Below are 13933 nucleotides of genomic sequence, written 5' to 3'. Positions count from 1 at the left end.
TTTATCTTCCTTTCCTAAAATTTATTTATGATAAACCTATAATAATAAATAGTATTTGAAATATATGTAAACTATAATTAATTCTTTTAAAAATGCATTTATTTTCCTTTTTTAATATAAATAAACTCAAATATGTTTTTGCCTATTATTTCCTATTTTTGATAATTTTTAAACGCATTAATTAGAAAAATAATATTTGTTGCAGTCAAATTAATCGCATACGATGCAAAATAACTTGGTATTTCTATTAGATTTTCTCCTTGACCGTGTCCACTTGTTTTGTTGCGTAAAGTTGGCAATCCTGATTCCAATGTAGTCCTCAATCCTGTAAAATGATTATTCAAATATGATGGTATTATCCCATTATTAATCAAGATACTTATTAATTTAGAAGCTGTATAATGTTCCTCATAAATAATATTACATCTTCTGCATATCGTTTTCATAGTACTTTCAAATGATTTCAAAGCTTCGACTATACTTTCTTTATAATTTCCTCTTCTATAATGCTCATAAGCTTTCAAAAATTCGTTATTTGCACCATCAAATTCCTCTTCATAAAGTAACTTTATAGCTGGTTTTACTATTTCATTATGAACTATTTTGGAATCTATTTTTATAATTTTTCCATTTACAAACTCATAACCTATGCCATTTTCTATAAATCTATAATTTAGTTCTTCAATAGCACTATCAGCATCCATTTTTAATTCTGATTTTTTAAAATATGGCAAATCCCTTATAACTTTATCTATAGTAAAAAAAGTTAGCTCTACAAAGTCTAATGCCTCTTCTGTATTAGCTTGAATAAAAAAACAAATAGATTTTTCTTTTGCACTATTACCATATTTAGATAATTGTGGAACACCTAATTCTCTTGCCATAATATTATGTATTTCTTCCCATAGCTCATAATTAATTGAATCATTCCATATATGAATGATTTGATGCCTTAACTTCTCCGGTATAATATCATATACAAAAATATCTTCTATTTGATTTAACCTTTTTTGTCGTTTTGAATATAATTCAAAAATCATTTTCTTATTACCCCCTAATTTAAGTTCATTTTTAACCCCTCTATATCATCCTTTATCTTACTTGCTTCAATATTAAGCTCAAGTTTCTTATTAAACTGCTTTTCCTTGTTTATCCTAATTTGTATCTTTGCAAGTTTTTCTTCAAGACTCTTAATATTTTCGATAATATCCTTTTTGTGGATTCTTTCTTCCTCGTTTTGTGATATTTTAAATTGTTTTACGATACAAGAATTATTTATCAAGAAAACAGCTTCATCAATTGCGGAATAGAACTCATAAAAATCTGTGTAAGGAAGGTTTGACATTTTAATTGCATTTATAAATTGCAATTGTAAGTCATCAATATTATCTAGGTTTATCCAATCAGTTAAATTAATTTTTTCAAAAACTGCCCTATTTTTATCTATTTTACTTAGTCTTTTCAGAGCAGTTGCAATTAATATACTTTCTTCAAATTCAAAAACCAAAGCTATAGGGTTGGGGATTGAACAGTTTAAAATCTCAGCAATCCTTTCAACCTTTTCCTTTTTTCTCATTTTAATTCCGATAAAGGCAATAGATTCATATTTCATATTCTCATCAGAATATGGCTGAATGTTTATGTTTTTTGAGTTTAAAACATAGGCAATTTCAATCTTTTCAATACATTCTGCTATGATTTTCCTTTCAGATGAGCTTAAGTCAATATTTTCATAAATAGTCTTCTTGTCAATTTTTATATTAACTGGCCTTACCTTTTTATCAAGTTCAATAAAATTAAAAAAATCCCACATCCCCATCACCTTATAATTAAAAACGTTATCAATTCGAAATCCTCTAAATCGATATTATTATCATCCAAAAGTTCATTAAGGCTTCCTAGCTGAAATATGCTTAGTGCAACATCCTGTTCTATTTTTCCCGTTATTTCATCTGCTGCACTTTTTAAAAGCTCCCTGTACTTGTCCATATTTTTGCAAAACTTAGTTTCTTTATTAACCTCTTCAACTAATTCCTTAAAAACTTCCTTTTTACCAAAACACAAGGAACGGTATATATCCAGAATCTTTTTAACATTTGTATAAGTGTATGAGATTTCACCATCGTCCTTAACATAAACCAAGTAATATGGATATAACGGATTTTTAAGATTATTGCTTTCATTATACTTTATTTGCTTTAAGCAGAAAATAACTCCCTTTTCAATCTCTTCATTTAATTTAGTATTTTCATTTCTAACTATCGCATATATTCCCTTTGGAGCTTCTAAAACCTCTTTTTTATGTTCTTCCAAATAATTCAAAAGATCCATCCTAAAATCATCAAGGGTAAAATCAGTTAGCGAGATATTTCCTTGTATATCCTCTAAATCAATTATTTCATTTTGAAGGCTTAATAGCTGCTTTCTTCTGTATTCTAAATCCTTCATTTCATTGCTCTTTTCATCTATTATATTTTCTTCCCCGGTTGCCGAAACATCAACCATCATCATTCTTTCTTTGACCCTATCAATCAAGTTGATATATTCATCAAGCTCCATAGATGGCCAGAAATTAACAAGCTGAATGTATTTATTTTTGCTTCCAATTCTGTCTATTCTGCCGAAACGCTGGATTATTCTAACCGGGTTCCAGTGGATATCATAATTTATTAGGTAGTCACAATCCTGCAGGTTTTGTCCTTCTGAAATACAATCAGTAGCAATCATAATATCGATTTCTTCTTTTATCTCTGGATAAATTTTTTCTCTTTCCTTTGAGACAGGTGAAAAGTGCAGAAGGACGTTGTTAAAGTCAACCCTATTTAGCTTCATTGTTGTTTTTGGATTTACTGAACCTGTAACAAGGGCTGAATGTATATTAAATTTTTCCTTTGCCCACTTTGATATATTTTCATAAATATATTCAGCAGTATCCGCAAAGGCAGTAAAAACTAAAACTTTTCTATTGCCTGGATTTATAGGGTTTTTAATTTTGTTTTCTATTTCTTCTTTTAACCTTTGAAGTTTCTTATCCCTATCAGGGGTAATGCTTTGGGATTTTCGTAGCAGCATCTCTAATATTTCCTTATCAAATAAAAGGTCCTGCTTCCATTTTATAAGGTCTATATCATTTATAAATATTTTTACATTATCCCCTATAAATAGTTCTTCTGCTTCCTCTGAAATTTCACTTATTTTTTCAGTATTGATTTCCAGTGTGCTTTGCCTTTGTTCAATTTTATTAAGCGTTATTTCTATGTTTTGTATTATGCTGCTAATTGTTTTTGAAAATGAATAAATAGAACTTTCAAGTCTTTTAAACAGACTTGCCTTCATTAAGTATATCAAGCTGTTTTCTCTGTCGGTCTGCCTAAATACTGATTTACCACCCTTAACAACTGTATCATATTTTTTGCTATAATACTCAGCTTTTTGAGGTAAAATATATTTCATTGGAGAATAAACAGCAAGTTTTAATCTTAATATATCGTTGTTTATTTTATCTATCGGTGGAAATTGGTCATAAATATCTATTGATTCCTTTATATTTTTAGGTTTATTTCTTATTGGGAAATCTCCCAAGTCCTTTATGTTGTAATACTTTTCTATGTGTCTTCTTGAACGTGCAATTGTAAGGGCATCAAGAAGTTTAAAATAATCCCAATTCAGCATTTCTAAAAGTTTTTCCGTTGTTCTTTCCTCTTCATCAAGGCTTGACCATTTATTAAATTGAGATTGGGCCTTTTGAAGTGTTTTGCTTATGCTTTGAATATTTGCAGTATCCTCAAGTGCATTATCTTTTCCTTCTGTTATGAATGCTATTTGGTTTTTCAAATCTTGGAGCCTATTGTTTACAGGCGTTGCCGAAAGCATTAAAACCTTAGTTTTTACTCCAGATTTAATGATATCACTCATTAATTTTTCATATCTTGTTTCTCTGTCATTTCTTGCTTCATTGTTTCTGAAATTGTGGGACTCGTCAATTACAACTAAATCATAATTACCCCAGTTGATATGTTCTAAGTCTATATCTCCACTTTTACCAAACTTTCTTGAAAGGTCTGTGTGATTTAAAAGATCATATGAAAATCTATCCTGCAGGAATATGTTTCTTCTATCATTTTGTCTAAAAATTAGCCAGTTTTCACGAAGCTTTTTAGGTGCTAAAACAAGAACCCTGTAGTTTTTAAGTTCGTAGTATTTTATTATTGCAAGAGCCTCAAATGTCTTTCCAAGACCAACGCTATCAGCTATTATACATCCACCATAGGTTTCAATTTTGTTTATTGCACCTAAAACTGCATCCCTTTGAAAGTTATATAGTTTTTTCCAAATCAATGTATCCTTAAATCCTGTCTTTGATTGTATTTTTTCTCTAGATTCATTATCTTCAAGAAAATCTTTAAATATGTTATATAGGGTAACAAAATAAATAAATTCAGGATTATTATCTTTATATAAAAGTTCAATCTTGTTTAATATTTGCGCCTTAACATCTTTAAGAAGATGCTTATTATTCCATATGTTATCAAACCATCTTATATATTGATTGTTTTTTTCCTCTCCTTCTAATATTGTTCCAATAAAATTATTTGTTGTATTGTTCATCCCTAATCCCGTTGTTGAAAAAGGAATTCCACCAATTATCAATGTGTTTTTATCTTTATTTTCAATATGATAAAGACTTCCTTCAATTTTAGTTCCACTTATTGATTTAAACTCTGCCTTTTCTTGAAGCCATTTTGCAAATTCCCTTGCAACGTAAGGGGTAGTTAATTTGTTTCTATATTTATTCTCTTCTTCAATTCCAAGTATTCTTTCTTCGTTCTGTTTAACTTGTTCCTTGAGATATTTATTTTCAACTTTAACAAATGCCGGTTCTGTAAAAATAAACCTTAGTTTATCTATCTTCTTCATTACATTTTTTAGTTCTTCAAAGGCATATAGGGTAAAATATGCAGCAGCTATTGAAATCTTTGCTCCTTCTTCTATGTTTTCCATTAGCACTTCTCCTGCTAATAAATACTGCTTATTATCAACAATTTTATTTATCATTCCCATCCCCACTTTTCTTGAGCTGAAAATTGTTACAAATATATAATAGCATAACAATTTTAAAAAATGGACAATTATTTAAAAAACTCAGGTGGCTGGCACCTGAGTTTTAATTTCACAGTCCCTTAACAATCTCATCAAATTTGTTTAGCAAGGTTTTAAATTCATCTGCATAAATATTCTTAATACTTAAATATATCTCTCTTGACTCATCTTCATCATATATATGTGAGGTTTTATTTCTATCTGTTAACATACTAATCCACTTATCTCCATTTTCAATAAGTCCAATTGAAAACGCCTCCCTTATAGTGCTCCTTGGGCTATTAACCTCAATTCCTTCATGTTTTAAATATTCCTTCATAAGTTTCCAACTAAGTTCAAAAGTAAATTCAAACCTTTGAATAATTCCATCAATAATTACATCGTTTATATCCTGCAAATTTAACGCTTCAATTAACCTACACAACGCATTTTTATAATCCTTATACTTCTCAAATATTCTTTCTTTCATATATTTTCACTCCATCTCTAAGAATGCTTTTTTTAAACTCCTCTTTCTTAATTTTCTCAAAGTTTACAACATCAAAATCAAGAGGAGTATTAAGTTCTAAAAATTTATCAGTTATCAAATTTAGTTCAATATGCGACAACTCTCCAAAAATGCAAATATCTATATCAGAATTTGCCCTAAAATCACCTCTTGCACGTGAACCAAATATGTATGCTAAGTTGACAAATTTATTTTTCTTTAGAATACATATTATACTATTCAACAATTCCTCTGAAATCCCAAATTGATTCATACTTCACCTCTAGTGATTTTAATTTATATTAATCAGTATAGCACGCTTGCTACCAGATTGTAATGCCAATTATCTTTATAAAGCAATTCCTCTAAGCTGATAACAAAGTATAATTCTTTACTAAATTTACATTTACTAAAAAACTCAAGGGGCTTGCACATCAGTCTTTATTCAAAGAAGTATAATCAGCTCTGAAGTAAGCTTTATAATCCCTTGCCTAAAACCGTATTTTTTTAGTATCTTTAAAATCAAGTTTCTTATAGCATTTCCACTCCATTCAGCATCATAAAAATCAACCAACCTTAATTAAAGAATATAATAAATATTATTCTCCATAAAATACCATACTCCTTTTTATCTTTTCACCGCAAGTTTCGATAAAAATCTTTTCTGCAAAACTCAGGTGGCTGGCACCTGAGTTTTCACCAGGGAAACGCCGGAAACGGCTACTTCGCCGGCATAGGAAAGCATCATAGTAGCAATTATGCCAACGGTGATAATAAGAATCTGATCCAGGAAGAGGGGAACAATCAATTTTCTAAGGGCCTTATTTGAAAACACAAAAAACACCTCGACTTTCGTTTTTTATCATTTGCCATTTTAATTTGCTATTTTCCCATCGTATTTTCTTTTTTGATACTTAAGCGAATAGCATTAATACAGCTAATACATAAACTATGATACAGTTTGGAGTTATCTTTAAATCAAGAGTAAATTTATAGGAGTATGAATAATTCCATACTCCTTGTTACTAATTTTTCTGCAATCAAATTCAATGTCCATAAGTCCTTGCTCACTTTCCAGGGTAACTTCATTGATAGTAAGAAAAGCTGAATGACAAGTCACCCTTTAAAACTATCGTCGTACCACAATTATTTAAAACCAATCACTGGATGCGGCACATAGGGCTCTTCAAGGTATGCAATTTCTTCAGGTGTTAACTTAATCGAAAGAGCAGCTACCGCATCTTCGATATGAGATATTTTCGTAGACCCAATAATAGGAGAAGTAACAGGTTCCTTGTGCAGCACCCAGGCAAGTGCTATTTGAGCCCTTGGTACACCTCGTTTTGCTGCTACTTCAGCTACTCGTTCAATAATTTTTCGGTCCGACTCGGAGGTTACGGGGAAAAACTTTTTCCCAGTTTCATCGTTTTCGGAACGCTGCGTGGTTTCGTTCCAATCACGCGTCAATCTTCCTTTTGCAAGGGGACTCCATGGAATCACACCAATTTTTTCTTCCCTGCAAAGGGGCAGCATCTCCCTCTCCTCCTCACGATATAAGAGGTTGTAAAGATTCTGCATCGATACAAACCGAGTCCATCCATGTTTTTCAGCTACATGTAACGCCTTCATAAACTGCCATGCGTACATGGAAGAAGCACCAATGTATCTTGCCTTTCCAGCCTTCACAACATCATGGAGTGCTTCCATGGTCTCTTCGATGGGAGTATTGTAATCCCACCTGTGAATCTGATAGAGATCTACATAATCAGTTCCCAATCTCTTAAGACTTTTATCAATTTCACTCATAATTGCCTTTCGGGAAAGCCCGCCACCATTTGGACCTTCATGCATGCGAAAATAAACCTTTGTCGCAATGACAACTTCATCCCTGTTTGCATAATCCTTTAGAGCCCGTCCAACAATTTCTTCACTGGTTCCATCTGAATAAACATTAGCAGTATCAAAAAAGTTGATGCCTAGCTCAAGAGCCCTTTTAATAATAGGACGACTCTGTTCTTCGTTAAGAGACCATGGTGCAATTCCCCTCTCTGGTACACCAAAGCTCATACAGCCAAGACAAAGCCGTGATACCTCCAAGCCGGTATTTCCAAGCTTTACATATTCCATTTGATTGATCCTCACTTTCCAATAGATTTAATATAGATAATTATTGTTTTATAATCTATATGTATTGTTAGTATAAATCTTGGAGTTTACTCCAGGTCAAAATATTTTTTGAATTTTATTTAAAATTATTACCCGTTATCTGCCCGCTCTCTTTGCGTAATCAGAACCTGCCGGATAGCGGTCTCCCGAAATCTTGATCTTCGAGAGGGCGTCGTTCAAATCACTTAGTTCCTCGGGAGTCAACTCAACGTCCACTGCGCCAAGATTTTCTTCCAGACGCTCCAATTTGCGCGTGCCGGGAATCGGAACAATCCATGGCTTCTGGGCAAGTACCCATGCGAGTGCGATTTGGGCCGGCGTTGCGTTTTTAGCTGCAGCAACCTTCTTTATCAGTTCGACCAAAACCTGATTTGCTTCGAGATTCTCCGGTTTGAAGCGAGGAACAATGCTTCTAAAATCGGAGCTGGCGAACGTTGCATTCTTATCAATTGTTCCGGTAAGGAACCCCTTGCCCAGCGGGCTGAAGGGAACGAAGCCTACTCCGAGTTCTTCGAGCGTAGGCAGCACTTCTTCTTCAGGACTTCTCCACATCATTGAGTATTCACTTTGAACTGCAGTGAGGGGCTGAACCGCGTGTGCGCGTCGAATCGTTCCCACTCCTGCTTCAGAGAGTCCCCAATACCTGATTTTGCCTTCCTTGATAAGGTCTTGTATTACTCCGGCCACTTCCTCAATCGGCACATTTGGGTCAACACGATGCTGATAGTACAGGTCAATGGTATCAACTTTAAGGCGTTTAAGGGAGCCTTCCACTGATTGCCTAATGGTCTCCGGCTTGCTGTCAAGCACCTGCTTTCCATCTACCATTTTGATACCAAACTTGGTAGCGATGACAACCTTTCCCTTGAACGGGGCAAGGGCTTCACCAAGAAGCTCCTCATTCACATAGGGTCCATAAACTTCGGCGGTGTCAAAGAAAGTAACACCGCGGTCAATCGCCGCATGAATAAGCTTAATCATCTCTTTCTTGTCTGCTGCCGGGCCATAACCATGACTCATTCCCATGCATCCCAGCCCAATAGCAGAAACCTCAAGATCACTGTTTCCTAATCTACGTTTTTTCATTTTTAAAACCTCCAATTGATCGTTTTTTACAGTGCATAATTATATTACCTAAAGTGCTTTTCACTTTCTTGTTATAGCTCTGTGTTCAGGTTTGTTCACACCCAAGCGGCAGCAAACTTCCAATTCTGGGGATGGAGTTTATTAATAAAATTATTCAAATGTTTTTGCGACGTCTTTTAAAAACTCAGTAATTTTAATGTGCTGGGGACATTGTCTTTCACATTGTTTGCACTCAATACAGTCTGATGCCTTACCATACTTTTGAATGTAGTTATTGTAATACACCTTTTGAAGCGAAAAATACCCTGGGGTAAATTGTTTTTCAGTATTATATAATGCAAAGTATTTTGGAATAGCAATATTTTTAGGACAATCTTTTACACAATATTCACAGGCTGTACAAGGTACTGTAATTGATTTATTAATAATATCAACTGCCTTTTCAACAATATCATATTCTTCCTTTACAAATGGTTTGAAATCCTGCATATAACCTGTATTATCCAATAATTGCTCCATATTGGACATTCCACTTAAAACCATCATTACTCCTTCAAGGCTGGCTACAAAACGGATTGCCCATGATGGCACAGACATATCAGGATGATATTCTTTAAATAATTTTTCTGCTTCTTCAGGTACTTTTGCAAGAGTACCACCTTTAATTGGTTCCATAACAATAATTGGTTTGTTATGCTTTCTTGCAACTTCATAACATTTTCTTGATTGAATACTTTCATTGTCCCAATCCAAATAATTAATTTGTAATTGAACGAAATCTACTTCCGGATGAGAAGTTAAAATCTCATCTAATAAATCAGCTCGATCATGGTAAGAAAAACCTATATTTTTTATTTTCCCTTCTTCTTTCTTTTTTTGAATAAATTCAAAACTATTTAATCTTTGGGCGATTTTGTAATGGACTTCACCTAAATTATGAAGTAAATAATTATCAAAATATTCTACTCCACACTTTTCTAATTGCTCGTTAAAAATACTTTCCTGTTGTTCCATAGTTTTTAAACGAGCAACAGGCAATTTAGTTGCAAGAAAAAATTTATCTCTTGGATAACGCTTTACTACCGCTTCTCTAATCGCTATTTCACTCATTTCCTTATGATAAGGATAGGCTGTATCAAAATACGTAAACCCTCTTTCTATAAAAATATCTACCATTTTCTTAACTGCATCCAAATCAATACTTCCAGCATCATCCTTGTCTATTACCGGTAAACGCATAAACCCAAATCCTAATTTTTTCATTATTAATCCTCCTAATCTATATTTTTTATTTATTCTATTCACCACTCAATTTAAACATTTCTTCCAATTTCATATGCATCTTCCATTGCTTTGCTGCCTTTAATATCTCCAATACTCCATGCACCTGTACCATAAATAATACCTTTTTCTTTTTGCCATTTGTTTTCCCCCTAATTTTCTTTTTTGATACCTAATCGAACAGCATTAATACAGCTAGTACATAGACTATGATATAACTTGGAGTGTGCTCCAAGTCAAGCACTTTTTTAAATTTTGCTCTGTTTAAAAATATTGTTGATATTTATACATTTTTTAAGGAAACCCATTTGGGGTTTCCTTTGATTCGTAAAAAATGATCTGGGACCAACTGGTGTTAGTATAGTTTTGTAGACACAATAACTCGAACAAATTAAAATAAGAAAGAGAGAGGATGTGTCTACAAAATGGCAAGAAATCAAAGAAAATATGCTGAGGAATTTAAAAATACAATTGTAGAGCTGTATAATTTCGGAAAGAGTCTAACAGAGCTAAGCAGCGAATATGGCATTTCAAAATCTACTATCAATGGCTGGATCAAGAGATCCAAGCCTGTAAATGTTGATGATGGTGAAGTTGTAACTATAAAAGAATTTAAAGCATGGTATACAGACTTTAAGTTTGCAGAATATATTTCAAGTATTAAAATCATTCACTCATTCAGTTCAAAGGGAAATCCCTATGACAATGCCTGCATTGAGTCTTTTCATGCTGCCCTAAAAAAGGAAGAGGTTAACTTAGTAACCTATTATGACTTCAATGCTGCTAAGCTAGCAATGTTTGAATATATAGAATCCTGGTACAACAGAAAAAGAATCCATAGTAGCATAGGGTATATCACCCCTCGGCAATGTGAGGATAGGGCTAGAAAATCATCATAAAAAATTCGAGTTTTTGTGTCTACTATATTGACATAAGTCCACTCTGATTCCCCCGCATTTCGATTCACTGGTGAAATCAATGTATTATATAAGAACTGCCTGATTGTTTCAGACAGTTCTTATTCTAGATGCATTAACAATTAATTCTATCTTACTAAGCTTGTTAAATATTCAACGGTTTGTGGATCATAATGTGAGAAGAATAAACTTTCTCCTTTATCTAAAGTAGCAATGAGATCCATATCCTCTTTTGTTAGCTCAAAATCAAATACATCAATATTCTGTATCATTCTTTCCTTACGAACAGTTTTAGGAATTACTGCTACACCTCTTTGAATAAGGTATCTTAAAGCAACTTGAGCATTGGATTTATTATATTTATCTCCAACTGATTTTAATGTTTCATTACTGAACATGTTATTTCTCCCTTCAGCAAAAGGTGCCCAAGCTTGAATTTGTACTCCATATTTCTTCATAACTTCCTGTGCCTTTACCTGCTGATTAAATGGATGTGTTTCAACCTGATTGACTGCAGGAACAACTTCATTGAACTTAATAAGGTCTATCAATCTATCCGGATAAAAGTTACTTACACCTATGGCTCTAATCTTTCCTTCTTTATATAGTTCTTCCATTGCACGATAGGTTCCATAATAATCATTAAAAGGCTGATGAATTAATAATAAATCCAAATAATTAAGCTGAAGTCTTTTTAATGATTCTTCGATAGATTTTTTTGCCTTTTCATATCCAGCATTGGAAATCCATACCTTTGTAGTAATAAATAATTCTTCTCTTGGAACACCACATTTTTTAATAGCTTTTCCTACCGCTTCTTCATTGCCATAAGCTTGAGCAGTATCGATTAAGCGATAACCTACCTCTATTGCATCCAGTACACATCTTTCGCATTCTTCCTGATCTGTAATTTGGAATACTCCATATCCCAAGATTGGCATTTTAACACCATTGTTTAACTCTACATACTCCATACTAATTTCTCCTTTCCCCTAATTTTTTCTGCTCTTTGTTATCTGATTGAGCTGAACTATCTTTACACAACTGAATTTGCTGTGATAAAATTATTGTATTCCATTCGAGTAACTCTAAGTCAAGTATTTCATAAAAAATATATTTCGTCTTTGACTATGGAAAGGAGGTAAAAATGTATACAGTAAAAGAGATTGCAAAACTCCTTGATATGTCAGAACATACGGTAAGGTACTATACAGATATGGGATTAGTGCCTTCTTTAAAACGTGATAAGAACGGAAACAGACTTTTTGATGAGCAATCCAAGAACTGGCTGATTGGCATAAAAAATCTTAGAGGATCTGGTATGTCCATACAAGCTGTCAAGGAATATGTAAACCTGTGCTTGCAGGGTGAATCAACTTTAAAAATAAGATATGAAATTATTTTAGAGCAAAAGAAAAAGCTAGAAGAACAGTTAAAGGAAATGAATGAAAGATACAAATATATTGAGCATAAAGTAAACTGGTATCTGGACATCATGAATCATCGTATACCGGATAACAGTAATCCAGGAACATGGAGTACTTCTGGTTCAGAATCACAAGTGGAGAGTTATGCATCTCTGGGTTCGGTTGGACATGAAGCTTTGTAGCATACCACTAAATGGTATAACTTCATCGCTATATAGAAAAGCTGAATGATAATTGCCTCTGCAAATCATTCAGCTTTTTCTCTGAAACAGACATTCTTTTATTTTAATTTGTTATATTCTTCATCCGTTACTGGTTCCAACCATTCCACGTCTCCCTTTTGGACTAATTTTTTCACCTTTCATGAAGATTATACTTTCACTTAAGTTGTTTGATTTATCCATACTTTACTCTCCTTTAAAGCTGTCGCAGCACCACAATTACCTATAAAAAACTATTGGATGCGGTACATAAGGTTCTTCCAGGAACGCAATTTCTTCAGGTGTTAACTTAATTGATAGAGCAGCTACCGCATCTTCGAGATGGGACATTTTCGTAGCGCCGATAATAGGAGCTGTTACTGGTTCTTTCTGCAACAACCAGGCAAGTGCGATTTGAGCGCGTGAAACGCCGCGTTTTTCTGCGATTGCCGCAACCCGCTCCACAACCAATCGATCGGTATTTGCAGTCGCATCATATTTAGCTTTTGCAACTTGATCGGTTTCGGAACGATGTGTTGTTTCCGACCAATCACGCGCCAATCTTCCTGATGCAAGCGGGCTATATGGAATCACACCGATTTTTTCTTCCTTACAAAGGGGAAGCATCTCCCTCTCCTCCTCGCGGTAAATAAGGTTGTAATGACTCTGCATCGTTACAAACCGGGTCCACCCATTTTTCTCAGCGACATATAACGCCTTCTGAAACTGCCATGCGGACATGGAAGAAGCACCTATGTATCTTGCCTTCCCAGCCTTCACAACATCATGCAAGGCTTCCATGGTCTCTTCAATGGGAGTATTGTAATCCCACCTGTGAATCTGATAGAGGTCTACATAATCAGTTCCCAGTCTTTTAAGACTTTTATCAATTTCACTCATAATAGCCTTACGCGAAAGTCCTCCACTATTTGGGCCTTTACGCATTGGAAAATAAACCTTTGTTGCAATGACAACTTCATCCCTGTTTGCATAATCCTTTAGAGCGCGTCCAACAATTTCTTCGCTGGCTCCGCCCGAATACGAATTCGCCGTATCAAAAAAATTGATACCAAGCTCAAGGGCTTTTTTAATAATAGGACGACTGCGCTCTTCATCAAGTACCCATGGATGAATCCACCTCTCTGCATCACCAAAACCCATACAGCCAAGACAAATTCTGGATACCTCCAAGCCGGTATTTCCAAGTTTTACATATTCCATCTGATTGATCCTCACTTTCTAGTAGATTTAATATAGCTAATCATTGTT

Annotated in this window: 11 protein-coding genes and 2 pseudogenes; 3 read left to right on the top strand and 10 right to left on the bottom strand. The window is 33.8% G+C overall.

Going from position 1 to position 13933, the window contains the following annotated elements:
• Positions 1-152 precede the first annotated feature (152 nt).
• The 8 genes from EDD71_RS01695 to EDD71_RS01655 form a co-directional block, all read right to left on the bottom strand.
• Positions 153-1040, bottom strand: coding sequence for an STM4504/CBY_0614 family protein (locus EDD71_RS01695; protein ID WP_133627002.1), 888 nt, complete (start codon positions 1038-1040; stop codon positions 153-155).
• A 14-nt stretch (positions 1041-1054) separates the two neighbouring features.
• Complete coding sequence (locus EDD71_RS01690; RefSeq protein WP_207669256.1) at positions 1055-1813, bottom strand: DUF4391 domain-containing protein; 759 nt, start codon at positions 1811-1813, stop codon at positions 1055-1057.
• A 5-nt stretch (positions 1814-1818) separates the two neighbouring features.
• A complete protein-coding gene (locus tag EDD71_RS01685; protein ID WP_133627000.1) occupies positions 1819-5055 on the bottom strand; it encodes a helicase-related protein in 3237 nt (1078 codons plus the stop codon).
• A gap of 115 nt (positions 5056-5170) precedes the next feature.
• A complete protein-coding gene (locus tag EDD71_RS01680) occupies positions 5171-5569 on the bottom strand; it encodes a nucleotidyltransferase substrate binding protein (protein WP_133626999.1) in 399 nt (132 codons plus the stop codon).
• A complete protein-coding gene (locus EDD71_RS01675) occupies positions 5550-5861 on the bottom strand; it encodes a nucleotidyltransferase domain-containing protein (protein ID WP_133626998.1) in 312 nt (103 codons plus the stop codon). Before EDD71_RS01675 ends, EDD71_RS01680 begins: the two co-directional genes overlap by 20 nt.
• An 872-nt stretch (positions 5862-6733) precedes the next feature.
• Positions 6734-7714 (bottom strand): aldo/keto reductase, encoded by a 981-nt coding sequence (locus tag EDD71_RS01665; RefSeq protein WP_133626997.1) that lies wholly within the window; start codon positions 7712-7714, stop codon positions 6734-6736.
• Between the two features lie 135 nt (positions 7715-7849).
• Positions 7850-8839 (bottom strand): aldo/keto reductase, encoded by a 990-nt coding sequence (locus tag EDD71_RS01660; RefSeq protein WP_133626996.1) that lies wholly within the window; start codon positions 8837-8839, stop codon positions 7850-7852.
• 150 nt (positions 8840-8989) lie between these two features.
• Positions 8990-10102, bottom strand: coding sequence for an aldo/keto reductase (locus EDD71_RS01655; protein WP_133626995.1), 1113 nt, complete (start codon positions 10100-10102; stop codon positions 8990-8992).
• A 443-nt stretch (positions 10103-10545) separates the two neighbouring features.
• Between EDD71_RS01655 and EDD71_RS15670 the strand changes: the two are divergent.
• A pseudogene (locus EDD71_RS15670) lies at positions 10546-10701 on the top strand (transposase); the annotation flags it as partial.
• Positions 10702-10743: 42 nt separating this feature from the next.
• Positions 10744-11019 (top strand): annotated as a pseudogene (locus EDD71_RS15665) (integrase core domain-containing protein); the annotation flags it as partial.
• Between the two features lie 146 nt (positions 11020-11165).
• On the opposite strand, the gene EDD71_RS01640 reads toward EDD71_RS15665, so the two are convergent.
• Positions 11166-12011, bottom strand: coding sequence for an aldo/keto reductase (locus EDD71_RS01640; protein WP_133626993.1), 846 nt, complete (start codon positions 12009-12011; stop codon positions 11166-11168).
• A gap of 173 nt (positions 12012-12184) precedes the next feature.
• Here EDD71_RS01640 and EDD71_RS01635 point away from each other — a divergent pair, with 173 nt between their 5' ends.
• Positions 12185-12646, top strand: a complete 462-nt coding sequence (locus EDD71_RS01635) for a MerR family transcriptional regulator (RefSeq protein WP_133626992.1) — start codon at positions 12185-12187, stop codon at positions 12644-12646.
• Positions 12647-12904: 258 nt separating this feature from the next.
• On the opposite strand, the gene EDD71_RS01630 is transcribed toward EDD71_RS01635, so the two are convergent.
• Complete coding sequence (locus tag EDD71_RS01630; RefSeq protein ID WP_133626991.1) at positions 12905-13885, bottom strand: aldo/keto reductase; 981 nt, start codon at positions 13883-13885, stop codon at positions 12905-12907.
• Between the last annotated feature and the right edge of the window lie 48 nt (positions 13886-13933).

Source organism: Fonticella tunisiensis (assembly GCF_004364155.1).
Taxonomy (GTDB): Bacteria; Bacillota; Clostridia; order Clostridiales; family Caloramatoraceae; genus Fonticella; species Fonticella tunisiensis.
Note: the sequence above shows the minus strand (reverse complement) of the source record. Positions and strands in the feature narration are given on the sequence as shown.